This window comes from Pedobacter zeaxanthinifaciens, from assembly GCF_003313335.1.
Taxonomy (GTDB): domain Bacteria; phylum Bacteroidota; class Bacteroidia; order Sphingobacteriales; family Sphingobacteriaceae; genus Pedobacter; species Pedobacter zeaxanthinifaciens.
On the sequence record NZ_QMHP01000002.1, the window covers coordinates 160,374 to 186,547 of the forward strand.

The 26,174-nt window shown below is 40.2% G+C and carries 13 protein-coding genes; 6 read left to right on the top strand and 7 right to left on the bottom strand.

The annotated features are described in order from the left end of the window. Positions 1 to 2: 2 nt before the first annotated feature. The 7 genes from DUT68_RS03280 to DUT68_RS03310 form a co-directional block, all read right to left on the bottom strand. Positions 3 to 1,115: a sensor protein KdpD gene (locus tag DUT68_RS03280; RefSeq protein WP_113635748.1), complete on the bottom strand. Its 1,113-nt coding sequence runs from the start codon at positions 1,113 to 1,115 to the stop codon at positions 3 to 5. Position 1,116: 1 nt separating this feature from the next. Beyond that, complete coding sequence (locus DUT68_RS03285; protein ID WP_113636287.1) at positions 1,117 to 2,181, bottom strand: porin; 1,065 nt, start codon at positions 2,179 to 2,181, stop codon at positions 1,117 to 1,119. Positions 2,182 to 2,237: 56 nt separating this feature from the next. Further along, a complete protein-coding gene (locus DUT68_RS03290; protein WP_113635749.1) occupies positions 2,238 to 2,804 on the bottom strand; it encodes a K(+)-transporting ATPase subunit C in 567 nt (188 codons plus the stop codon). Positions 2,805 to 2,828: 24 nt separating this feature from the next. Next, positions 2,829 to 4,862, bottom strand: coding sequence for a potassium-transporting ATPase subunit KdpB (gene kdpB / locus DUT68_RS03295; protein WP_113635751.1), 2,034 nt, complete (start codon positions 4,860 to 4,862; stop codon positions 2,829 to 2,831). 1 nt (position 4,863) lies between these two features. Then, positions 4,864 to 6,582 carry a potassium-transporting ATPase subunit KdpA gene (gene kdpA / locus DUT68_RS03300; RefSeq protein ID WP_113636290.1) on the bottom strand — a complete coding sequence of 573 codons (1,719 nt, stop codon included), beginning with the start codon at positions 6,580 to 6,582 and terminating at the stop codon, positions 4,864 to 4,866. A gap of 6 nt (positions 6,583 to 6,588) precedes the next feature. Further along, a complete protein-coding gene (locus tag DUT68_RS18645; protein ID WP_097129896.1) occupies positions 6,589 to 6,666 on the bottom strand; it encodes a potassium-transporting ATPase subunit F in 78 nt (25 codons plus the stop codon). 681 nt (positions 6,667 to 7,347) lie between these two features. After that, positions 7,348 to 8,670: a sigma-54-dependent transcriptional regulator gene (locus DUT68_RS03310; RefSeq protein WP_113635753.1), complete on the bottom strand. Its 1,323-nt coding sequence runs from the start codon at positions 8,668 to 8,670 to the stop codon at positions 7,348 to 7,350. Between the two features lie 163 nt (positions 8,671 to 8,833). On the opposite strand from DUT68_RS03310, the gene DUT68_RS03315 reads away from it, so the two are divergent. From DUT68_RS03315 to DUT68_RS03340, 6 genes are all read left to right on the top strand, one after another. After that, entirely contained in the window at positions 8,834 to 12,931 is a 4,098-nt protein-coding gene (locus DUT68_RS03315; protein WP_113635754.1) for a hybrid sensor histidine kinase/response regulator transcription factor, read from the top strand. 104 nt (positions 12,932 to 13,035) lie between these two features. After that, entirely contained in the window at positions 13,036 to 14,427 is a 1,392-nt protein-coding gene (locus DUT68_RS03320; protein ID WP_113635756.1) for a sulfatase, read from the top strand. A gap of 145 nt (positions 14,428 to 14,572) precedes the next feature. Further along, positions 14,573 to 16,651 (top strand): polysaccharide lyase 8 family protein, encoded by a 2,079-nt coding sequence (locus DUT68_RS03325; RefSeq protein WP_113635758.1) that lies wholly within the window; start codon positions 14,573 to 14,575, stop codon positions 16,649 to 16,651. Positions 16,652 to 17,116: 465 nt separating this feature from the next. Beyond that, positions 17,117 to 21,445: a polysaccharide lyase family 8 super-sandwich domain-containing protein gene (locus tag DUT68_RS03330; protein WP_113635760.1), complete on the top strand. Its 4,329-nt coding sequence runs from the start codon at positions 17,117 to 17,119 to the stop codon at positions 21,443 to 21,445. Between the two features lie 19 nt (positions 21,446 to 21,464). After that, on the top strand, positions 21,465 to 22,871 hold the full coding sequence (locus tag DUT68_RS03335) for a T9SS type A sorting domain-containing protein (protein WP_113635762.1): 1,407 nt from the start codon (positions 21,465 to 21,467) through the stop codon (positions 22,869 to 22,871). Positions 22,872 to 23,035: 164 nt separating this feature from the next. Beyond that, entirely contained in the window at positions 23,036 to 26,164 is a 3,129-nt protein-coding gene (locus DUT68_RS03340; protein ID WP_113635765.1) for a SusC/RagA family TonB-linked outer membrane protein, read from the top strand. Positions 26,165 to 26,174: the final 10 nt, after the last annotated feature.

Genomic DNA, 26,174 nt, shown 5'->3' on the forward strand with positions numbered 1-26,174 from the left:
AATTAAGATAAAATTACCAAATCGATACCTCGGTTGGCGATGTTTTTTAATAATTTATTGATAAACTGATGTCCAATCAACATTTTTAACCAATGCAGATGTGGTTGACCGATACATAAAGTGGTGATATTCCTTTCATCCATCAGCGTTAAAATGGCTGCCGCGATATCGTTATGCTTTATCTTCATCACCTCGGCACCTAGTTCTGTAGCCAGCTTGAAGTTGTTAATCAAATGTCTTTGTTTATCGAGCCTAATTTTATTGGCATGCTCATTTTCAGTTTGTACATATAGCACAATCCATGTGGAACGATAATAATTAGCTAGTCTTGAAGTTTTCCTGATGATCATTTGTGCCGTTTGATGATTGGAAGAAATACATGCTAAAAACAGCTCCTGCTTCACATTACTGAGCTTATTTTGATTGATTTTATGGTCGAGGTAATTAGCCACCGTAGTTAAGGCCTGTTCGCGAAGCTGGATGATGATTTCCTTTTTAAAGAAGTTTTCTAACGCTTGCGGAATTTTATCGGCATGGTAAATTTTCCCTGCTTTTAGCCTGTCAATTAATTCGTCAACACTTAAATCAATGTTTACAATTTCATCAGCTATGGTAAACAGTTGATCGGGTATTTTTTCGCCAATGCTTACTCCGCTAATTTGCTGCATAATGCTGTTCAAGCTTTCCAGGTGTTGGATGTTTACCGCCGTAATTACCGAAATGCCAGCATCCAGTAAATCTACCACATCTTGCCAACGTTTTTCGTTTTTGCTACCTGGCACATTGGTGTGCGCCAGTTCATCTACCACCACTACTTCCGGATGCCTAATTAACACAGCGTTAAGGTCAAGCTCGTCTAGCGCTTTGCCTTTATGGAAAAGTTTTTTCCGTGGGATTAAGGGTAGATTTGCAGTGAGTGCTACCGTTTCTGCTCGGTTATGGGTTTCTACATAAGCAATTTGTACATCAATGTGATGTTGCAGCAAGCTATGCGCCTCCTGCAACATTCTATAGGTTTTTCCTACACCAGCGCTCATGCCCAAGTATATTTTTAGACGTCCACGTTTGGATTTTTGTAATAATTCTAAAAATTGATTGCCGGATGTAGCTGCCATATTAAAAAGATAAAGCCAAACTTGCAGTGATACTGCTATTGTAATTCACCGTGGCGTTGTTGCGCATAAATTGATTATCACCTTGATAAATCTTGCCTTCTAGCCTAAATAAAGCTTGTTTGAAAGGACTGTAGTCAATATTAAGCGAGTAGCCATTTACTTCGAAATTTGGATTGACAGCGCTGACAATCATTGCTTCCTTATCCTTGTAATATTCGTACCTGCCCGCAATTGCCCACTGATCGTTAAGTGTATATCTGGTAATTAAAACTGGTGATAAAATTTCTTTTTTATCGGAACTGCCTTTAGCTACTTGTTGTGTTCCGTAGTCGAAACCAGCTGTTAAACCAAAACTGCTTGAAAGTTGCGCAATAGCATAAAAGTTATGATAAAACCTTTGGACCCTAACTGCATTTTCACCTTCGTAACCTAAATAATTGCTGTAGTTCAAAGTGATTTTCTCAGCGGGCTTCCAATTCAGCTGTAAACCACCAGCGGGTTTGGTATTGCCATCTAAACGCTTAATTCGCTGCCATCCATTTAAATAAAGTAGGGTAGCGCTAAAAGTTTGATCATCATTAGTGTAACTCAGTTTAGCGCCAGCTTCATAATAAGGTGTGTTTTCTGATGAGATATTCCGAGTTAATACCCAACAGTCTTTCGAAATGGCGCTTTCAAATCCTATGTGCGAACTAAACACACCAGCATCTAGCCAAATATTAGATGATTTAGATAGTTTCACACCCGCATTAGCTTCGAACGCATTTTTCATCACGTCTGGTTCGGCGGCATAGTTGGCTGTCATGTAAGTGCCCAGCGCTATGGCTAAATTGGCTCTAAGCCTATCTGTTTGATACATACCTTTTATAAAAGCTAGGTTGACATTTAACTCGTTGCTGCGGTTGTGACTGTAAATGAAATTTGGACGAGTATTAGTTGAAGGCTGATTGAAATCATAGTTGTAGTAAGTTTCGATGTAGCCCGATATTTTAATAGGGTTATTTTCTTGAGCAGAAGCGTACTGTATCAGTAAAAAGCTGCCAATAGTGAAAAGAAGTTTTTTCATGAATTTTTTGGGTTTGATATAAGATGTAATCATCAATTTTTTAGAATGAGTGGATATTATTTGCGAGTTTGATCCAAAGCAACATTTAATTCCAATACATTAATTTTTGATGGGCCGAATAATCCAAAGAGAGGTTTTTCGGTATGAATATCTATCAGTTTAATGATTTTTGAGAGTGGCACTTGGCGGGAAATAGCCACTCTTTTAGCCTGAATTTTTGCCGCTTCAACAGAAATGTTTGGATCCAGTCCGCTTCCTGAAGCTGTTACCAAATCTGCTGGAATCTCATTTCTTTTTAAACCAGGGTGATATTTCAACAAGGTATCAATCCTGTTATCGACTTCTTGAAGGTAAGCTGGATTTGTTGGCCCTTTATTGGAACCAGCAGAGCCCGCTGCGTTATAGTTTACGGCTGAGGGGCGTCCCCAAAAGTATTGAGGTTGATTAAAAGCCTGTCCGAGCAAGCGGTAACCAACTACCTTGCCATTAAGCGTTACTTTTTCGCCGCTGCCTTTTCCGGCGCTTAATTTCGCAGCAAAGCTGATGAACAAAGGATAAATCACACATAAAAGGATGGTGAATATGATAGTTAGTTTGATAGATGGGAGAATATATTGTTTCATTTTTTTAAAGATTAAATTCGAGGATTAGATGAAGAACCCGATGCATAAATCAATGATTTTTATGCCGATAAATGGCGCAACAACGCCACCTATTCCATAGATGAACAAGTTTCTACGGAGCAAAGCACTAGCACCTATTGGTTTGTAGGCTACACCTTTTAACGCCAATGGAATAAGCAATGGAATAATAATGGCGTTAAAAATTACTGCGGATAAAATGGCGCTTTCTGGACTTTGCAACTGCATGATGTTTAAACCCTGCAACGCAGGAATGGCAGCAATAAAAAGCGCAGGTACAATGGCAAAATATTTAGCCACATCGTTAGCGATAGAAAAGGTAGTGAGTGTACCTCTGGTAATTAAAAGTTGCTTTCCTATTTCTACAATTTCGATGAGCTTGGTTGGATCATTATCTAAATCTACCATGTTACCAGCTTCTTTTGCCGCTTGTGTGCCACTATTCATGGCTACGCCTACATCTGCCTGTGCCAAAGCTGGTGCATCGTTGGTGCCGTCGCCCATCATAGCCACTAACTTTCCTTGTTCCTGTTCGGCTTTGATGTAATTCATTTTATCCTCAGGCTTGGCTTCCGCAATAAAATCGTCTACTCCAGCTTTCTCCGCAATGTATTTAGCAGTTAATGGGTTATCACCAGTTACCATCACTGTTTTTACGCCCATTTTCCTAAGTCGCTCGAAGCGTTCGCTAATGCCCGGCTTAATGATATCTTGTAATTCAATTACGCCAACAGGCTGATGATTTTTATTGACTACCAAGGGTGTTCCACCGTTTTCAGCAATCGATTTTACTTGGGTAATTAAGCCTGAAGGCATTTCGAAGCCATTTTTTTGTGCAAATAACTTCATCGCATCAAAGGAACCTTTTCTGATACTTAATCCATTAGGGGTATCAATTCCGCTTGATCTAGTTTCAGCTGTAAAGTCTATAAATTGTGCATTTTCAGGTCTATCAATTACTAGGTTTGGATATTGCTGTTGGGCCAATTCCACAATTGATTTACCCTCTGGTGTTTGATCGGCAAGGGATGCCAAATAGGAGAGTTTAACGAACTCAATTGCTTCAATTTGTTCAATTGGATAAAAAGCCGTTGCTTTTCGGTTGCCGATGGTAATGGTACCCGTTTTGTCGAGCAAAAGCACATCGATATCACCAGCAGTTTCAACCGCTTTTCCCGATTTGGTAATGACATTAGCTCGTAATGCCCTGTCCATTCCGGCAATGCCAATAGCGGATAATAAACCGCCAATGGTAGTTGGAATGAGACAAACAAACAATGCGATAAGTGCCGCAATGGTAATTGGCGTTTGCGCATAGTTGGCAAAAGGTTTTAGGGTAACGCACACAATAACGAAAATCAAGGTAAAGCTGGCTAGTAAAATGGTTAAAGCAATTTCGTTAGGCGTTTTTTGTCGGGATGCGCCTTCCACTAATGCAATCATTTTATCCAAGAAGCTTTCCCCCGGTTGTGCCGTTACTTTCACTTTTATCTCATCAGAAAGCACTTTTGTGCCGCCAGTAACTGATGATTTGTCGCCACCAGCTTCTCTAATTACCGGAGCAGATTCGCCGGTAATGGCACTTTCATCAATGGTCGCAATTCCTTCAATAATTTCGCCGTCGGTAGCAATCAACTCGCCGGCTTTGCAAATGAATACATCGCCTTTTTGTAGTGTGTTACTAGAGATTATTTTTGTGTTGCCATCTTCCATCAGCAATAAAGCAGGTGTTTCTTCTCTCGTTTTTCTTAAGCTATCCGCCTGCGCTTTGCCTCTTGCTTCTGCAATTGCTTCTGCGAAATTGGCAAATAAAAGGGTTAAAAATAGTACGATGAATACGCTGAGATTATATCCGAAACTTCCTTCGGACGAATTGGTTAAGCTGTATGCAGTAACCACAGCCATGATCAATGTGCCTATCTCCACAGTAAACATCACTGGGTTTTTAATCATCACTAAAGGGTTAAGTTTAATGAAAGATTGTTTGATGGCAACGCTTACCAATGCCGAGTTTAACAATTTTGATGCTGTTTTTTCCATGTTATTTAATCATAGTAAAGTATTCTGCAATTGGACCTAATGCCAGTGCAGGAAAATAGGATAGTGCATTTAAAACCACAATAATGGCTAGTGTCATTAAAGCGAAGGTTTTAGTGTCGATTTGTAGCGTGCCTGCACTTTCCGGAATGTATTTTTTCTTTGCAAGCAATCCTGCAATAGCTAGCGGGCCAATGATTGGGATAAACCTGCCAAATAGTAGGATCACGCCGGTCATTACGTTCCAGAACATATTGTTATCGCCTAACCCTTCAAGGCCAGAACCGTTATTGGCATTAGAGGAAGTAACTTCATACAGCATTTCGGAGAATCCATGAAAACTGGGGTTGTTGAGCCATGCAGACGGTGGTGTTTCCCAAGCTGCATTTCCATGAGCAGTGAAAGTGTAAGCTGCCAGTGCTGTTCCGCACATGATCAATAAGGGGCTAATTAACGTCACTAAAGCTGCAATTTTTACCTCTCTGGCTTCCAACTTATGGCCTAAAAATTCAGGCGTTCTACCAACCATTAATCCTGCTATAAAAACTGCGATTATCAGGTAAATAAAGTAGTTAAGTAAACCGACACCACAGCCGCCGTAAAATGCATTTACCATCATCGCTAGCAGTTGGTAAAGCCCAGTGAGTGGCATTGTGCTATCATGCATTCCGTTTACAGAACCAGTACTTACCACTGTGGTAATGGTACTCCAATAGGCTGTTGCTGCAGGTCCAAAGCGTACTTCTTTACCTTCCATGGCTCCAGTATGCTGCGTTACGCCCAGCTGTTCAATTTTCGGATTTCCGCCTAATTCGCTTTGTAATGTTGGGAGTAGTAGCAGTAAAAAACCTAGGGTCATTACGCCAAAAATGGTCCAGGCAAGTTTTCTTCTGCCAATAAAGATGCCGAACGCAACAATCATCGCAATAGGAATCAACATTTGAGAAATCGCTTCAACCATGTTGGTGAAGTAACTAGGGTTTTCTAAGGGGTGAGCTGAGTTCGCACCAAACCAACCTCCGCCATTAGTTCCCAAGTGTTTAATGGCCACCATTGCTGCTGCGGGTCCTCTGCTTACGGTTAAGCTATCGCCTTGTAAACCTATGATTTGGTCTTTGGCTTCGTAAGAGGCGGGAACTCCATTAAAAGCTAAAACTATGGCAATAATTGCAGCAATAGGCAATAAAACTCTGGTAATAGCTAAGGTGAAGTGCTGCCAAAAGTTGCCTAATTTGGTGGTAGTTTTTTCTTTAAAAGCTTTGAAAAATGAAATGGCTATTGCGATACCTGTTGCAGCAGAAACAAAATGTAAAAACATGATGATGAACTGTTGCGTAAGATAGGTGAGTCCGCTTTCGCCGCTGTAATGCTGTAAATTACAGTTTACCACAAAGCTGATGATGGTATTGAATGCCAAATGCGGTGACATACCGGGGTTACCGTCCGGATTGAGCGGCAAGTGATCTTGGTACATCAGTACGAAAAAGCCATAAATTAACCATAGTGCATTGATGGTAAGCATGGCTTTGAGGTGCTGTTTCCAGTTCATTTGCGCCGCAGGATTGATTCCCGAGAACCTATAAATAATGTTTTCAAATGGAAGGAGAAAATTGGTCCACACCCTTTGGCCTGCAAAAACTTTGGCGATGTAGCTGCCAAGTGGGATGGAGATAATTAGCGTTAAAACAAACGTGGCAATAATGCCTAGAATTTCAGTTTGCATCATGATTTAGAATTTTTCTGGGTGTAGCAGTACGTATAGCATGTACGCAAAAACTGCAATGGAAATGATGAATAAGATGAGCATGGATTTTAAATTTTTTCGAACCAATCAATAGATTTGAATAACAGCCAAATACCGATGAGTAAGGCTAAGAAAAGGACGAGTGTAATCATGTGTTAAATTTTATTGTCCTATTTACTACAGTCGTGCCAATGCTTTTTTTAACTGATTAAGTTGCTGGTTGTGAGTTTTTTATGTTGTATCTGGTTTTAGTGTTGCAGAAGAAGTTTATCAAAATGAGAGGCTTCGTTTATCATTTTGAAAGGGTTGGCGTTATCTCTCGCTTATCATCAATAGCGCAGCGAAGGGACTTGTGTAAAATAGTTTAATAGCTTCCTCCCCGAAGTTTCAGGGCGGGCCATCCTTCGGAATAACAGCGAGGGGTGTAGCAGGGTTGATTTTGGATAAAGCGTGATAAGCTTGTAGTAGGATTCTGAAATAAATTCAGAATGACGTTCTTAGGAATCGTTCTGTGTATTTGGCGGTGACACTAGTTGTATCGGTAGGAATGACAGCGAGGTTATAGCGTGTGGTGGGTTAGTATCGCTTTGTCATCGATAGCGCAGCGAAGGATCTGTTTACAATGGTAAAATGAATCCTCCCCGAAGTTTCAGGGCAGGCCATGCGTCGGAATGACAGCATAATCCCAAACTGATACTTTAAAAAAAATAAGAAGAATAAACTCAAAGCACTTTGAACGCAACATCAATACTTAGCAATACCGTATTGTTCCATTTTACGGTAAAGCGTAGCAAGACCAATTCCAAGTAACCTAGCAGTTTCAGTTTTGTTGCCAGCGGTATGTTGCAACACTTTTTTAATGTGCTGTTCCTCAACGCTAGCCATTTCCAAACTAGCCGAAGCAGTTGAATTTTCAGCATTAAAATTACTAGGTAATAAATCCACATCAAGCACAGCCGCATCATTTAAAATTAAGGCCCGCTCAATAGTATTCTTCAATTCACGGATGTTACCTTTCCAGTGGTGATTAAGCAATGCAGTTTTAAAACTTTCACTCATTGGTACTTCAGCACCAAATTGTTCAATAAAGTGTTGTGCCAGCAAAATTACATCACCATTTCTTCCATTTAAACTAGGGAGCAGCAGCGTAAATACCGAAAGTCTATAATATAAATCTTCTCTAAAGTTTCCTTTTTCTACCTCGATAATTAGGTTTTTGTTGGTAGCTGCAATAATTCTAATGTTTACTTTTTTAGTTTGCAAATCGCCCAATTTAATAAAAGTACCATCTTCCAATACCCTCAAAATTTTGGCTTGCATGTGCAAGGGCATATCGCCAATTTCATCCAAAAATAAAGTGCCGCCATCAGCTTGTTCCAAAAGCCCTTTTTTGTCTTGTAAAGCTCCGGTAAATGCACCTTTCTTATAACCAAAAAGTTCGCTTTCTAATAGCTCTGCACTAATGGCACTACAATTAATTGCCATAAATTCGCTATTGGCATGAGCGCTGCTTTGGTGTATCGCCTTGGCAAAAACCTCCTTTCCAGTTCCAGTTTCGCCTAGCAATAATACATTTGCTTCGGTATTTGCCACTTTCTTGGCCATGGCAATCAATTCTAAAATAGCTTTTGATTTACCAATTACATTGTCAAAACCTAGTTTCGGTAATTTTTTATTTAATGGCAACTTGGCTGAAATTTCTGCGGCCTCAAAAGCCTTTGCTACTAACGGGATTATCTTGTCGTTATCATCGCCTTTGGTAATATAATCGTATGCTCCGTTCTTCATGGCTACTACACTATCAGCAATAGTACCGTAAGCGGTGAGATTGATCACCTGCACATGAGGTTTCAATTGTTTGATAAGCGCTACCAAGTCAATGCCGTTGTAATCTGGTAATTTTACATCGCACAACACTACACTAACTGCTTGTTGTTCAAGTATTGCCAGTCCATCTTTACCGGTGTACGCTTTATGAACAGTATATCCTTCCAGCTCAAGTATACGAGCTAAAAGATCGCACAGCTTTTTTTCATCATCTATAATCAGCAGTGATTTACTATTCATGCAACGAAGATAGTGGCTTTGAAGCTAAATACTTAAAAAACTTGCGAGGTGGTTCCATGGCATACCTCCGCCAGTAAAATTGTATCGATTTATTCGTTTCTGCTATGGATTTAAAATACGGTTTTAGTATCATTGTATCACCATATAACCTCAAACTGAACTTATGCGCAACCCCAAAAGTTGGATGCTACTTTTTTTGCTGTTGGTTTTTTCCATCGGCATGTCTGCGCAATTGTCGTTTGATCATATCTCGGTAGCTCAAGGTTTATCTCAAAGTACTGTTTTATCCATTGCAAAAGATGGAAGGGGCTATTTATGGTTTGGAACGAGAGACGGAATAAACAGATACGACGGACGAACCATCAAAACTTATCGGCACAGCGATCAAAATCATAAAAGTATAAGTGCTGATGATTACATCTATGCCATCACCAAGCAAAAAAATGGAAATTTATGGATTGGTACGCAGAATGGTTTAAATATCTACCAATCTGAATTAGATGCTTTTGAACAAATTTACCACAACGATAAAGATCCGCAAAGTATAGCCGGCAATGCAGTGCTTAGCATTTGCGAGGCCAGCAACGGTAATATTTGGTTCGGTACCAATACCGGTTTAAGTATGCTTTCCAATGCTGGCTCGCGGAAGTTTAAGAACTTTTACATCAAGAATGGTTTGGCTGGAAATGAGGTGTATGTGGTTTTTGAAGACAGCAAGAATAATATTTGGGTAGGTACCACCACAGGTTTAAGCCGTATCAAACAGCTGGCTAATGGCAAATTACGGTTTCAAAATTTTTCGGCCAATTCAAATGCTGGGCCAATTGGTAACTCTGTAAAAACCATTGTGGAAGATAAGCTTGGAAACATTTGGGTAGGCACTGAACGTAATGGCATAAGTATTTACCATCCTCAGGAAAATAGCTTTTCGCATATCCAACAATCTTCTGCAGGTTTGAGCAATAACTTCATTAGGAAGATCATAGTAGGTAAAGATGGCTTGTTGTGGATTGGAACCATGAATGGGCTAAATATTTTCGATCCTAAAACAAATCGTTTTACGGTTTATAAGCATGATTCGGAGAAACGCAAAAGTCTTAGCGATAACTCTATCAAAGATATTTTTGAGGATGACCAAGGTTCTGTTTGGATTGGAACCAATTTCGGTGGTATCAACGTGGCGCACCAAAATGCGGTACCTTTTGAGGTTTATAAATACAGCAAATACCGTAACAGCATCAGTAACGATATCATTAGTGTAATTGCCGGGGCGGATGAAACACATTTGCTTATAGGTACAGAGGGTTCTGGTTTAGATCTTTTAGATACGAAGACGGGCATTTTTCAGAACTTTAAACACCAGCCTTCCAATGGCGGCAGCATCAGCTCTAATACGGTAAAATCTATTTATAAAGATAACAAAGGGCAAATTTGGATTGGTTTGTATGAGGGCGGTTTAGAGCTTTTTGACCGCAAAAGCGGAACTTTCAGGCATTTTAAACCAAGTTTAACGGATACAACAACGGTAAGTCATGGGTACATCAGCTGCATTACGCAAGACTTGCAAGGTAGGCTTTGGATTGGAACTTCATCGAAAGGATTGAACCTGTACGACTACAACACAGGTAGTTTCCGAAGGATTAATAGCAGTTCTAAGGGCTTGAAAATTAACAGTGATTATATCCGCACCATGTTGGGAGATAGCCAGGGCAATTTGTGGGTTGGCACCGCGGTTGGATTAAGCATGCTGAAGAAAAATGCCAATCAGTTCCTACGTTTTTATAAAAAAGATGGTTTGAAATCAGACTATATCAACTGCATTTTAGAAGATCGGTTTAAGCAGGTTTGGATTGGTTCGCATCGAGGTGGTTTAAGCAAATATCTTCCCAAGCAGCAAAAATTTGTCAACTACACCGTTAAAAACGGATTGGCTAGTGACAACGTGGTGGGCCTATCGCAGGATGATGAAGGAAACATTTGGGTGAGTACCGATAAGGGCCTATCCAAGTTTGACGTGAAGCAAAATAACTTCAAAAATTATTACGTAAGTGATGGCTTACCGGCCAATGAATTTAGTTACAACGCGGCCTACAAAGCAGCGGACGGAAATTTGTACTTTGGAAGTTATAACGGATTGGTTTCTTTTAAATCTAACGCTATTGCCACCAATAAACAAGCGCCAACCATTGTGTTTACGGCGCTGCGTTTGTTTAACAAAGAGGTAAATGTTGGCGGCGCCGATGAACTTTTGGAAAAAGATATTTCATTTACACCAGCCTTAACCTTTAGCGCTGATCAGAATATTTTTACCATTGATTTTGCTGCGTTAAATTACATCAAGCCTGAGCGAAACAAATATGCTTATAAATTGGAAGGCTTTGAGGATAACTGGAACGAGGTTGCTAACCCATCTGCTACTTACACCAATTTGCCGCCGGGAACTTATCATTTATTGGTAAAAGGTAGCAATAATGATGGTTATTGGAACCCTAAGCCCGCTAAACTGGAGATTAAAATATTACCGCCACTATGGAAAACCTGGTGGGCTTACCTTATTTATGCCGCTATTTTCGTAGCAATTTTGTATTACATCAATAGGTTTTTGAGACGACAGGAACGTTTAGAAACACAGCTTTACTATGAGCATTTGAATTATCAGCAGCAACAAGAGCTTTATCAAAACAAGCTTGACTTTTTTACGCGTATTTCCCACGAAATTCGTACACCATTGACACTTATTTTTGCTCCGTTACAAAAACTTATCGACCTAACGCAAAACAATGCTATTTTAAATACGCAATTGCAAAGCATTAAAAACAATACTGATCGCCTGCTTCGACTTATTAAAGAGTTACTTGATTTTAGAAAGATAGAAACCGGCAATTTGCAGTTGAACGTTAGCGAAGTGGATATGCTTAAGTTTTGTCAGCAAGTTTTCGAAGCCTTCCAAAGTCAGGCTGCAGCTATGCAAATTAGCTTCAATTTTCAGCATCCTAATCAAAGTGTATTTGCGTTTGTTGATCCATCTCAAATGGAAAAAGTGCTATTTAATCTTTTGTCAAATGCCTTCAAATATACGCCAGCAAAAGGTGAAATTAATTTGGTGTTGGAAGAGTTGCCCGATGAAATCTCAATTAAGGTGCATGATAACGGTGTTGGCATTGCTCCCGAATATCTCTCTGAAATTTTCACTAATTTTTATCAAATCAAAACCCAAAGCCAGCAACTGACGGGGTGGGGAATAGGTTTGGGCTTGGTGAAGAGCATAGTGGATATGCATAAAGGGGAGATTACGGTTGAAAGTAGGCAAGCATCAATCCAAAGCGATGGGTTTAGTGAGTTTCGCTTGTTGCTGAAGAAAGGCAGTTCACATTTTTCAGCGCAAGAGTTAAGCAGCTCCACCGAAACTGCTGAGCTGCAACTTAGCCAATGGAGCATGCCTGCGGAGGAGATAACAACAGATTTGCCAGTGGCAACTGCTGTAGAGCAATCAGCCAATCAGCAGCATATTTTGGTGGTGGAAGATAATGATGAACTTAGGGCGTTTATTGTACAATCGCTGCAGCAGCAGTACTTGGTAACAGGATGCGTTAACGGTTTGGAGGCTTTAAATTACGCAACTGAGCATATTCCGGATTTAATTGTAAGTGATGTAACCATGCCTGTAATGGATGGAAACGAATTTTGTAAGCGCATTAAAAGCGAAGAACGCACTAATCACATTCCAGTGCTGATGTTGACGGCAATGGCATCACATGGCAACCAAGTGCAAGGCTTGGAGGCAGGTGCCGATGTTTACATTACCAAACCATTCAGTATGCAGTTGTTAGAGCTACATATTAAAAATGTAATGGCTGCTAAGGAAATTTTAAGATCCAAGTACCATAAACAGTTGCTGCTTACACCAAGTAAGGTGGAGGCTCAATCGCCAGAAGAGAAGTTTTTAGCGAAGTTGATGCAAATTATGGAGCGGCACATGGAGGATACGGATTTTAACGTATCAGTTTTGGTGGCCGAAATTGGCATGAGCCAAACCGTACTGTACAAAAAAATAAAAGCTTTAACTGATTTATCGATATCAGATTTCATGAAATCAGTGCGGTTAAAACGAGCTGCGCAGCTGCTACAAGAAGGGCATCTTAACATCACGGAAGTGGCCTATGCCGTTGGCTTTAACGACAGGAAATATTTCAGCAAAGAATTTAAGAAACAGTTTGGCGTAGTGCCATCAGATTATGTGGGTAATAGAGGGGACATATAGCAAATCGTGCCTCACAAATTAAAATCACTCCCTTTTAAACCAATTTTTACCCCTTAGTTATTTTTTAATTGAAGAAATTTGATTGATCAAAAAACCAATGTATCATGGGGAAATATTGCACACTGCTTATTTTGTTTTTACTTTCTGTAGGTAAAACCGATGCCCAAACGGCTAAACCTAATGTGATTGTTATTGTGGTAGATGATGCCGGCTACGCCGATTTTGGCTGTTATGGAGGTAAAGAAATTCCTACTCCTAATATAGATTTGCTTGCAAAAAATGGCACTTTGTTCACCAATGCTTATGTAACTGCTTCTGTGTGTGCACCTTCAAGGGCGGGCTTACTTACGGGTTTGTACCAACAGCGATTTGGGTTTGAACACAACACTTCCGCTAAGCCTGCCCCAGGCTATACCATGAAAGATATGGGGATGGATGTTAAAATTCCAACTATTGGCAATCAAATGAAAGCTAATGGCTATAAAACTATTGCCATAGGCAAGTGGCATCAGGGTGATGAAGAGCCTTACTTTCCTTTAAACCGAGGTTTCGATGAATTTTATGGCTTTGTTGGTGGTCACCGCAATTTTTTTGGCTACGATAAAACGCCTGCCAGAGAGTTTACACTGTTCGACAATCGAAAAGCATTTCCAGAAAGTGAGGTAACGTATTTAACTGATATGTTTACCGCAAAGGCAACTAACTTTATTCAGCAAAATAAAGCTCATCCTTTTTTTATGTACTTGGCCTATAACGCAGTACATGTTCCTATGAACGCTAAGAAAGATTTGGTACAGCGGTTTGCTCATTTGCCTGAGGGTAGACGTGCTTATGCAGCAATGATGACTTCTTTAGATGATGGCATAGGAAAGCTGATGCAAACGTTAAAGGAACAACATTTGGAGAAGCATACGCTGATCTGCTTCATCAATGATAACGGTGCGGCAACAGGAAATTATGCAGATAACGGTCCGTTGCGGGGATTGAAAGGCTCTAAATGGGAAGGCGGAATTCGTGTAGCGTTTGTAATGAACTGGCCTGGTAATGTTCCCGCTGGATTGAGGTACGACAACATGGTTTCATCGTTGGATATTTTGCCAACAGCAGTAACGGCAGCTGGAGGAAAGTACACGCCTAATTTTAAGGCCGATGGCAAAAATTTGATTCCGTTCATCAATGGGGGCAATCAAAAACCTCCGCATGATATTTTATTTTGGCGTAGGGGAGTTGCTGCGGCAGTAAGGCAAGGCGACTGGAAGTTGATCAACGTGGCCGATAATCCGATATTATTATTTAATTTGAAAACAGACATTTCAGAAACTACCAACTTGGCATCCAAAAACCCACAGAAGGTGAAAGCATTGCTTCATGAATTGCAACAGTGGGAGAAAAAAATGGATCAGCCACATTGGTTTAGCGATTACGGAGATACCAATCAAATCATGAAACATAAAATGGAAGTTGTTGGAAGGGAAATGGAAAAGAAATATCCTTAAGGGAAAAATTCCAATGACCAATAATCAACATCCAATAATCAAGTACCAATAATCAATTGCCAATTAACCAAACAACTAAACATCCAAACAACCAAAAAACTAAACATCCAAACAACCAAAAAACTAAACAACCAAACAACCAAAAATGAAGAAACTAGCTTATCTGATTTTACTACTAGCCGCTCCTTATTTCAGTTTTTCACAGGCCACTTATCCCTTTGGTACTATCCTTAAAAAAGTATATGCCGATCAGGGTAAAAACTTGGCTAATGCAACAAAGGTTGGTCAGGCAGCTTTAAACAGTATCCAAGTAGATGGAACGTGGAAAGAGGTTGATTACGTCGATCAATCCCCTACAGCTTGGAAACCTGTAGCACATTTGGAAAGAGTAGATGATTTGGTACAGGCCTATACCGCCGAAGGGAGCAGCTTTAGAACTAATGAGCAACTTTATAAAAGTATTGTGAAGGCATTGGAGGTTTGGTACGAAAAAGACCCTACAAGCAAAAATTGGTGGCATAATGAAATAAGCGTACCACAAAAATTAGGTGTTATTTTGGTGTTGATGGAGTTTGCAGACAAAAAACTGCCGGAAGCTTTACAGCAAAAATTGATTGAGCGCATGAAGCGTGGAGATATGGTGGCGAAAACTGGTGCCAACAAAACGGATATTGCCATGCACTATTTTTACAGGTCTTTAATTACAGAAGATAAAATCTTATTAGCGGAATCGTTAACCGAGTTATTTAAGCCGGTAAGTTTAGTGAATGGAGAAGAAGGCTTGCAATATGATTTTTCCTATCTGCAACACGGTCCTCAGCTATATATTGGCGGTTACGGTAATGTGTTTTTGGGTGGAGTGATTAAAATTGCAGGCTACGTGGCGGGTACACCTTACGCCTTGACTAAGGAAAAGCTAACATTGCTCTCTAAATTTTATAGAGATACTTATTTAAAAACTTTCAGGTCTAGGTATGTTGATTTTAATACCGAAGGCAGGGGAGTTACCAGACCGAACAACCTACGCAAAACTTCCGAGAAATACCGTTTAAATGCCATGATGAACATCGATCCTGAGTTTAATGCGTTTTATGAAAATGAGCGTTCTAGGGTAGATAGCTCAGTTAGTTTCAACATTGCACCGTTTCATCGGCATTTTTGGAAAGGTGATTATACCATCCATGTACGACCAGAATATTCGTTCAACGTACGGATGACCAGTACTCGTACCAAACGATCAGAGATGGGTAACAATGAAAACTTATATGGCAAATACCTTTCAGATGGTGCTACCAATATTCAGTTAACCGGTCCCGAATATTATAACATTATGCCAGTTTGGGAGTGGGATAAAATTCCTGGAATTACCGCTACCGACCATGCAGAAGATGTGAAAATGGAAGTGAATTGGGGTGAGGATGGTAAAAATGAATTTGCAGGTGGGGTGTCTGATGGCGTTTACGGAGCCACCGGCTACCAATTAAATTATGATGGTGTAAAAGCAAAAAAAGCATGGTTCTTTTTTGATAAGGAAATCGTTGCCTTAGGTGCGGATATCAGCTCAACTAATAGCGAGCCAATTGTAACGACGCTAAATCAAACTTGGTTAGAGGGCAGTGTAGCCAGTTCCTTTGCCAATATTAAAAAAGGAGAAGTGTCGCAGCACAAAGCGCCTGCGGCAAGTTGGGTACTACATAACAATGTTGGCTATTATTTTCCGGTAGCGCAAAATTTAAGCGTTAGCACCCAAGTACAAAGCGGAAGTTGGAATAGAATTAACCTATCGCATCCCAAAACAGAAGTTAAGGGTAATGTTTTCAAGTTATGGATTGATCATGGCATAAAACCAGATACGGCAAGTTATCAATACATTGTTTTGCCTGCTACAAAAAACGTGAAAGGCTTCGATCCTAAATCCATTGATATCGTTAGCAATAATGCCAAAAATCAAGCGGTGTATCATCAGCAATTAAAGATTTTTCAGGCGGTATTTTATGCAGCTTCAACCATAAGTTCAGATACTTATATCATCAGTGTCGACCAACCATGTATCCTTTTATTAAAAGATAAGAAATTGTACGTAGCCGATCCGCTACAGCAACAAGGTAATATCAACGTTCAGGTTAAACAGGTTAAGACTGGAAAAACCGCCACTGCACAAATCCAATTGCCAGATGGTGCCAACAAAGGAGCGTCAAAAGAAGTGCAACTTTCTTTCAAATAAAAACTATTAATAGTTGAATAAATAACATGAGTTTGAGAATGGAAAAATAGGCTGTTTGCTAGCGATAGCCTCTCAAACCTCCGTTTCGCAAATTTTCGGTCTTCTATTTTTCGGGTCGCACCCATAAGCCAAATCACTTCCTTTAAAAGAAACCTGCGAAGCAAGCATGAAAACAATTGAAAATAAAATAACGTTGAATAAATAGGCAACCGAGAGTTTTTGCTACTTTTTGCGGTCAAAAAGTAGGAGCTCAGCGGCGGCGAGCTGAGAAAAGACGTAGATTGCGAATTAGAAGATGTTTAGGAGTGACGCTTATCACGATCACGTTAAATCATATAATTGTGGATAAACGAATTTAACCCCCTAATCAAACCGTTTATTACACCCTCAAAAGCAGTTAAAGTGTTGAAATTCGTTGTAGCTCTCTTCAATTAAAATTGAGGATAAACAACTAACCAAACCTTTATGAAGCAATTTCTATACTTATGTATTGCTTTTATTTTTCATGCTTTTATTGTTAACGGGCAACAGCGCTTTGTTAATTTTGACGCAAGTATTCCCGCCAATTGGTCGGTTGTGGCAGGTACAATTTCCAGCAGCAATGAGCACTTGAAGGGTGGCGCAAATGCACTCAAATGGACACCTCAAAGTGGTTCAGTAATTACCGCTTCGTCATTAGCAATTCCATCTTCAGAAATTGGCAGTTTTTCATCCAGCGCAGCTGAGTTTTTCATTTACAGCAACAGCATCAGTGCCGATACTTTAGTCTTCAAGTTTTACGATAGCGGTAATTTTTTGCGTAGGGAAGGGCGCATGTTGCTCAACTATCAGGGATGGCGAAGTTACCATAGGAGCTACCGCTACGATTACAATAACGGTTCCGAGTCCAGTGCTTTTGCGCTCAATAAAATGGAAATCATTTACAAGCCTGGCACAGCTACCAATAATGTCATTTTTCTGGATGAATTTACTATCATCGGTAATAGCTCGGTTCGTACGCCAGGCCCACATTTAGCATTGGATGTGCAGCATTTCGCACTAAATTCAGAATACTACAAAGCCTATTTTGCGTGGATTAATCAACCCAGTGCAGTTACTAGTGCAAGTGCTGCGGAACAAACAGCCATTGCTAACTTAAAAAATGGCACCTACAAAAGAACGCCGGGTACTGCTTCTGCGCAGGAAATAGCCGATGCTAAAACCTTCGTTACGCAATGCGGAATTACAAATAACGCGGATGGTTCCTTTAAAGGCAGGGGCATCGCCAGCATTTACGATTTAGATACCTTGCTACAAATTAGTACTCATGTGCAGTCGTTAGCTAGAGCTTACGGTTCAAATAACGATGCAGATGCCTTAGCGAAACTTCAGGTGTTTTTGCCCTACCTTTTGGAGCAAGGCTTAGCGGAAGGTGGTGAAATTGTAGTGCCTTACAACGATTACACTTCTGTACGCAACTTCCCAATAGGCTTTTTGGAGGCCTTGCCTTACATTGCCAATGCTGATGTTAAAAAAGCGATAGTGAAGATGCTGAAATGGTCGCATGAATTTAATACAATTTACAACGCCAATCCAACGCCGGGTATGGAAATGGATTTCCTACACGTGAAATCAAATTTTTTGGTAGAACTGGCTTTACTGGGCGATACCGACAATGAAATTGCAAGAGATTTGCGCTGCTTCAGCAGGTATTTAGAGCAGTTCACTTACACGGGGCCGGGTGCTCGTGATGGCATCAAGCCAGATGGTACGGGATTTCATCACAAAGCTCAGCACATTAGCTATCAGTATGCTTACGGCACCTGGATTAGCAGGGCTTTTGAATTGAAGGGAACACCTTTCAAGATCAGCAATATCGCCTACCAAAACATGAAAAAGGCGGTGAAGGCTTTGTTTTTAGAAACCTCTAAAGGTGCTTTTTATCCTAATTCTGCGTCAGGCCGATCACCTTTTCCTAACAGCGTTCCGGTAAATACCACAGCGCTTGATCGTTTAGTGCAAGTAGGTGGCGATTTGCAAGGAGCAGCCATCGAACCTGATTTAGCAGCTTTTTACAATTCTATTTTCCAAACCAATCGCTATGCGGTAACCAACGTAAATTTAGATGGCTACTACCAATTAAACTATGCGCAAACTGGAATTATGCGTAAAAATAACTGGGTGGCGGTAGCTCGTGGCTTTACCAGTAAAATGTTTGGTGCCGAAATTTACACCGGTGCCAACAGGTACGGTCGGTACCAAAGTTATGGCGCTTTGGAAATTATGTACGATGGTAGTTTAGCCAACACTGGATATATCAGCGCAGGCAATGGGTGGGATTGGAATATGATGCCAGGCACTACCACCGTGAGGCAAAGTTATGATAACTTAAAGCCATTGCTTGCAGGAACCGCTTCCGAGTTTCAAGCGAATGATTTTGCGGGTGCCCTAGCTGACGGCAGCAAAGGTATTTTCGGGATGAGCTTTGTTCAAAGTGCAGGGAATAGGTATACTACAAGTGCATTAAAGTTCAGAAAATCTGTTTTTACATTGGACAGTTTGATGGTTTGCTTAGGCAGCGATATTGGTTCAAGTAATGCCAGTGATGCTACGATTACCACACTTTTTCAAGCAGTAAACGCAACTAGTAACCCAAGCATCTATATTAATGCTAACACAGCAACTACCGGAAGCTACAACCAAGCTTTAAATTTAAGTACAAGCAGCGCTTGGTTGGTAAATGCACAAACTACAGGCTACTACATTCCAGCGGGCAATGCCGATATTAATATTTTCAGAGGAACTCAAAGTACTCCAGTTAACACTACTGATAATACGGCCACCACAGCTACGGCAAACGTGAGCAAAGCGTGGTTTTCGCATGGTACGGCACCAAATGCTGCTAAATATTCTTTTGTAGTGGTTCCTGCAACCACACCGCAAAAAATGGCGGCGCTAACTGCTAAAATAGAAAATGCAGAGCTGTTTCAAATTGTAAGACAAAGTGATACGGCACATGCCGTTAAATATCTGCCAGCAAGTACCACCTTGTTTAGTGTTTTTATGGCAAAGCCAGATCTTAACATTGGCAAAGTGAAAGGAGTTTCGAGCAGTGCTTTGTTCAGTGTTAAAGAAGCAGGCGATACGCTAAAGATAAAAATTGTATCTCCTGATTTAAATGCTGTTGATGATCCGCTTAGTACTTGGGTTTCATCGGTTAAGCAGGTTACTTTATCCATCAACGGAAGTTGGAAAATAGAATCAAACGATAATCAAGCCAGTATCATTAATACCTCAAGCACCACAAATGCAACTTTTTCATTAAAAGATGGGCTGTCGCAAACTTTAGTGCTGGTAAAAGATGTGTTAACTAGCGAAGAACTTGCCGGTGTGTGGACTAACCAAAGTAAACAGTGGCTTTATAACTTACAAACAGGAACAGGCTTAACAAGCTACGGCACGCCAGCGGTATTTCAGCAAGGCAGTCCAACGGTAGCAGCCACTTATAGCTCATCTACTTCTTCGGCGCAAAGTGCAGGCTTTTTGCCATATCCGCCAGATGGCGTTGCAAAAGTATTGCTTGTAAATCATACCACATTAACTTCCAACGGTAACTTTACGCTTAACGGTGGCTCGTTTAATATGTCGGCATCGGCTTTGTCAAGTGTAAATAAGTTTTCAGCATACGAGTTGGCCAACGCTACTACGGTAGCAAGTCTATTTTTCAGGATTAACTTTAGTGCTACTGCCAACAATGGGAGTTTTATTTGTGCCATTGGAAATAAGGATGCCAGTACATCTAATTTGTTTTCCAATTCTAGCGGTGTTTTTAGAGCTACTCCGGAGCTATTTACCGCCCTGCAATGGGAGTTTACTAGCAGTGGGATCAATTTTAATTTCAGAGAAAGCGCCAATACTAGCGGTGGTACCTACAAATTAATCAGCAATACTTTTTTTAGCAAAGGTGCCAGCTACGATGTGGAGGTTTACTGTAATAACGGCAGCATAATGCAAACCTACACTAGGGCTGGTGCAACCTATAGCTTGTCGCCGGGGCAGTTTCATATTTGGGCCAGGCCGGCTAACCAGCTCGTAAAATCGTCGTTATTGGCCTACAATTCCAGTACTTCATTTTCATCTTCTGGAGAACTGGCCTTGGGAACAATCATTAACAGCTTCTTGTTTCAAGGCATTAACAGCACCTTACCAAATAACAATGCAGCAACAATTGGCCTCGCTAATATGGAAGTTAATTTTGCTTCGCTACAAGTTTTGCCGGTTCAAATGGTTTCTTTCAAAAGCAATGTGGAAACTAATGCGGTACGATTGCAATGGCAAACCCTTAAGGAAGTGAATACCAACCAATTCGAATTGGAAAGAAGTATTGATGGTAAAGATTATCGGCTGTTGACGCAAATCAAAGCCGCAGGAATTTCGTCAAGTCCGTTAAACTATCAATATAAAGATGCATCGTTGCCAGCTAATACCAATGTCTTATACTATAGGCTCCGTTTAAAAGACAGGGATGGTGCAACTAGCTACGATAACACTATTCCCGTTCAGGTTAGTTTTAGTGATGATATGATCGAGGTTTATCCTAATCCAGTTTCTTCAAAACTTATGTTGTCATATCCCGCTTCGGAAAATAGAAAAGTCTCGTTGCGCTTAGTGGATTTAAGTGGTAGGGTAATTCTTTCCCAAACCCAGTCGCTGTCTACAGGTCAGCAGCAATTTACATTGGATCTATCAGCCGTTAAAAGTGGCGTATACATCATAGAAATTAATCAGTACAGAAAAAAAATCATCAAATTATAAACCCCTAAACATAAAAATTATGAATAGAAAACTACTATTATTTGCGGCTAGCCTATTAATGAGTGCTGGTATAGCCAAAGCGCAATTTTCTCCTTACACAAGATTGTTGAACGTGGTTTTAGATACTACCGCTACTTACAAGTATACTTCAACGCAATCAGCAACTTCTTATTTAGAATCTAAGCCGGGCGTAAGCGCTACGCAATTTTTTCCTTATCCTGTAGGTTACACGGCGAGGGCTTTATTTGCAGCCACTGCAACCACTGATGGTGAATTTTCGCTAAACAACCGCACATTAACTATGAAAAATCCGAAGAATAGCTTAATTAAATCTTCGTTTTACAATATCCAAAATGCTAAAGCCATTGCAAAGTTTGCTTTCGATTTAGATTTAACCGCATACAGTGGTGCTGCCTCGTTTAACGTTTATTTTGGTAATGATGATGCACCTTCAAGATTAATAAGTGCAAGTTCTGGTTTTGCCAATGCTTCTACAGATATTTTCGGATCATTTAGAATTGTGACTAGCGGCGGTAATGTAATTACGCAATACCGCGATGCAGCAGGTACGGGTACGGTATCACTTTCGGCAGCAAATTCATTAATTAAGGTTGGAGTTTCGCAACGTGTAGAGATTTTCGTAAATAGTTCTTCGAGCGCCACTACTTACAGTTACAACTCTGGCGTGGTGAACTTAGCTGGAAATACTTACCATGTTTATGTTGGTGGAGTGAAGTACGCAGTTGATTTTCCTAAAAACGGCAGCACTTATACACAGTCTGTAATTGATGGTTTATCTTTCGAGTTCAATAACAATGCTACACAAGAAACCATCAGCTTATCAAACATTTCAATCACTTACCCTGCGGATACAGATCCTACCTTACCTGTTTCTTTCTTGTCGTTCACTGGCAAAAAATCGGCTAATGGCGTGGTATTGAATTGGGCAACTGCTGCAGAGCAAAATAATGATTATTTCGAGCTTAGTCGTTCTGCAGACGGCAATAACTTTGTAACAGTAGGTAGGGTTAACGGCAAAGGTAACACCAATGAGATAAGCAACTACACGCTAACTGATAGAACTCCAGCTAGCGGAATCAACTATTACCAATTAAAGCAAGTGGATAAAGATGGAACATCTGCAATATACAAGGAGTTGGTTTCAGTTGATTTCGGTTTACCTAGTACTAATTTTAGCGCTTTTGCAGGTAAGGGAAAACTAAATTTAGCTGCATTTGCAACCGCTACAGATTTAGCTGAACTTAGCGTGTTTGATTTGAAAGGCACAAAAGTTTTAACAAGCAAATTGCAGTTAAAGGCAGGAGAAAATCAATTTTCGGTTGAGGCTGGTCAATTACCATCAGGGGTATTTATTGTAAACCTAAAAGGAAGCACTTTCAATAAAACCGTTAAAGTGGTAAAGTAAGCTTTTATAATAAATTTGGTCCGATAAAAATTGAAAATTACCCCTAATTTAAACGATAATTACCCCTTGTTTGGGTAGCCAAAAGCCCAAATTTGGATGAGCTGACTGTCTGTAATCATTTGATATAAATTCAGTGTAGCCCAAATATTAAATTAAAACAAACTATGAGAAAAGTCTTCATTTTTCTTTTGACACTGTTAACGAGCTTTCAGGTGTTTGCACAAAGTACCGTAACAGGTACAGTGAAAGATGCCGAAACTGGGGAAACCTTGGTGGGTGTAAGTGTAATGCTAAAAGGTAAATCCTTGGGAGCGGTAACGGATGTTAATGGAAAGTTCACCATAAAGGTAGCCAATAACAACGAGGTGCTGGTTTTTAAATACATCAGCTACACTTCCTTAGAAGTTCCGCTCAACGGAAAAACTAGCGTAGAAGTGAAACTGCGTTCGGAAAATAAATCATTGAATGAAATTGTAGTAATTGGCTACGGTGAAGTTCAACGTAAAGATTTGACGGGTGCTGTAGGCTCCGTAAAAGTAGAAGACTTACAAAAAGCTCCAGTTGCTTCTGCTATTGAAGCTCTTGGTGGTAGGGTAGCTGGTGTTCAAGTTTCTTCGGAAAGTGGAAAGCCTGGCGCAGGTGTAAATATTGTGGTTAGGGGTGCCAACTCACTTACGCAAGATAACTCTCCGCTGTACGTAATTGATGGTTTCCCAATGGAAGATGCCAATGCCAGTATTTTAAATCCTTCGGAAATTGAATCTATTGAAATATTAAAGGATGCTTCGGCAACGGCCATTTATGGTGCCAGGGGTGCAAATGGTGTAATTATGATTACGACCAAACGTGGTAAGGAAGGAGCACCAACCATTAACTACAATGCCTATGCTGGAGCACAGCAAATTATCAATAAAATCCCCTTGATGGGGCCTTATGAGTATGTTAAGTTGCAAGCGGAAAGAGATCCTGCTGGTATTTTACTGAACTATTTGAAAGATGGCAGAACGTTAGAATATTACCGCAATATTGAAAGCATCGATTGGCAAGACGAGCTATTCCAAACTGCTCCAATGCAAAATCACTCCATCTCTGTAATGGGCGGTAGCAAATCAACCAAATACTCCGTTTCTGGGAACCTATTTGACCAGGATGGGATTTTGATCAACTCTGGCTTTAGTCGCAAGCAAGGTAAATTCACATTAGATCAAACCTTTAGCGATAAATTTAAAGTTGGAACATCTTTGATTTACACCGGTGCTAAAACTTACGGCGCCAATCCGGCAACTCCTGATCAGGCCTTTTCGGCAATGAACTATTTGATGTACAGCGTTTGGGGTTACAGGCCAGTATCTTTTAGTGGTGCCGAATTGGAAGATTCTTTGGTTGATCCAGATTTAAGCGCTGATGACGCAAGGAATGATTACCGTATCAACCCTATTTTATCTGCTAAAAACGAATTGCGCCAAACCTTCGAAAACAGGTTGGTGGCTAATGGATTTGCTGAATATGCATTTACCAAAAGTTTGAAATTAAGAGTGTCGGGCGGTATCAATAATGCAGATTACAAGCAGGAAACTTTTAACAATTCGTTCACCCGTTACGGTTATGCGGGTAGTACTGATAAGGTGAATGGCTCTATCATGTACACCAATAGCAATACCTGGCAAAATGAAAACTTGCTTACCTATACCAAAAAATTCGGTCAGCATAACTTTAACGCCGTAGGCGGATTAATTTTTCAAGAAAATAATTACGAAAGATATGGCCTGCGTGCTACGCAATTGCCTAATGAAATTTTAGGTTTGGCAGGCTTAAGTCAAGGTATTGCCCAACCAGTAACTGCAATTAAAAGCGAGTGGTCGTTAATGTCTTATCTAGGTCGTATCAATTACAACTACAAGTATAAATATTACATCACAGCATCATTCCGTGCTGATGGCTCCTCAAAATTTAGAGATGGTAATAAATGGGGTTACTTCCCATCTACAGCGTTATCTTGGCGTATCATCAACGAAAACTTCATGAAGAAATACAAGTTTATTTCTGATGCCAAATTAAGAGCTGGTTATGGGGTAACAGGGAACAATCGTGTAACCGATTACGCCACCTACGCACAAATGAATTTCGATAATACAAGTGGTACTTACAATGGTTACTACTCGTTCAATAACAGTTTGGCACAAGGTGTTTTTTTAAGTTCGTTAGCTAATGAGGATTTAAAATGGGAAACTACAGCACAAACTAATATTGGTTTAGATTTAGGTTTTTTCAAGCAACGCATAACCATTACTGCCGATTATTATAAAAAGAAAACCACCAATTTGTTGTTGAATGCGCAATTGCCTTATTCTTCCGGCTACGCTTCTGCATTTAAAAATATAGGAAAAACTTCTAACGAAGGTTTAGAATTAAGCTTCACTACTGAAAATATCAAAACTGATAAATTTGGATGGACAAGCTCGTTCAACATTGCTTTTAACCGCAACAAAGTGTTGGAACTTACTCAAAACCAAGAGAGTTTGGTTAGCACCGTAGGTTGGGATCAAAATTATCGTGATTTGCCTGCATATATTGCTAAGGTGGGTCAGCCGCTCGGACAAATTTATGGCTTCATTTGGGATGGCGTTTATCAGTATCAAGATTTCGATTTATTGCCAAGTGGCGCTTATCAGCTTAAAAGCACCGTTGCTACTAATGGAAATGCTAGAAGTTTAATCCAGCCGGGAGATATTAAATACAGGGATATTAACGGAGATGGGGTAGTGAACGATTTGGATCGTACAGTAATCGGTAGGGGGTATCCAATTCATCAAGGCGGTTTCAGCAATAACTTCCGCTACAAAAACTTCGATTTGAATATCTTTTTCCAATGGAGTTATGGTAACGATGTATTGAACGCCAATCGCTTATTGTTTGAAGCAGGCAACAAACCTTATTTGAACCAGTATGCTACTTACGAGAATAGATGGACACCATCTAACACCAATACCACCATATTCAGGGTGAACGGACAAGGGCCAAATGCTTATTCAAGTAGAGTAGTGGAAGATGCTTCGTATTTAAGGCTAAAAACTGTTGATTTAGGCTATAAACTTCCAGATGCTTTGGTCAAACGCATCAAAATGAAATCTGCGAGAGTATATGTGTCAGCACAAAACTTATTTACCATTACCAACTATACGGGTTACGACCCAGAGGTGGCCGTTTATTATTCATCGCTAACACCAGGGTTCGATTATTCATCGTATCCTCGTCCAAAAACGTTTGTGTTTGGCTTAAATGTTTCACTATAAGTAGGCAATC

Coding starts and splice junctions, on each gene's coding strand:
- DUT68_RS03280 (WP_113635748.1), bottom strand. CDS start 1,115: ATGGCAGCTACATCCGGCAATCAATTTTTAGAATTATTACAAAAATCC.
- DUT68_RS03285 (WP_113636287.1), bottom strand. CDS start 2,181: ATGAAAAAACTTCTTTTCACTATTGGCAGCTTTTTACTGATACAGTAC.
- DUT68_RS03290 (WP_113635749.1), bottom strand. CDS start 2,804: ATGAAACAATATATTCTCCCATCTATCAAACTAACTATCATATTCACC.
- kdpB (WP_113635751.1), bottom strand. CDS start 4,862: ATGGAAAAAACAGCATCAAAATTGTTAAACTCGGCATTGGTAAGCGTT.
- kdpA (WP_113636290.1), bottom strand. CDS start 6,582: ATGCAAACTGAAATTCTAGGCATTATTGCCACGTTTGTTTTAACGCTA.
- DUT68_RS18645 (WP_097129896.1), bottom strand. CDS start 6,666: ATGCTCATCTTATTCATCATTTCCATTGCAGTTTTTGCGTACATGCTA.
- DUT68_RS03310 (WP_113635753.1), bottom strand. CDS start 8,670: ATGAATAGTAAATCACTGCTGATTATAGATGATGAAAAAAAGCTGTGC.
- DUT68_RS03315 (WP_113635754.1), top strand. CDS start 8,834: ATGCGCAACCCCAAAAGTTGGATGCTACTTTTTTTGCTGTTGGTTTTT.
- DUT68_RS03320 (WP_113635756.1), top strand. CDS start 13,036: ATGGGGAAATATTGCACACTGCTTATTTTGTTTTTACTTTCTGTAGGT.
- DUT68_RS03325 (WP_113635758.1), top strand. CDS start 14,573: ATGAAGAAACTAGCTTATCTGATTTTACTACTAGCCGCTCCTTATTTC.
- DUT68_RS03330 (WP_113635760.1), top strand. CDS start 17,117: ATGAAGCAATTTCTATACTTATGTATTGCTTTTATTTTTCATGCTTTT.
- DUT68_RS03335 (WP_113635762.1), top strand. CDS start 21,465: ATGAATAGAAAACTACTATTATTTGCGGCTAGCCTATTAATGAGTGCT.
- DUT68_RS03340 (WP_113635765.1), top strand. CDS start 23,036: ATGAGAAAAGTCTTCATTTTTCTTTTGACACTGTTAACGAGCTTTCAG.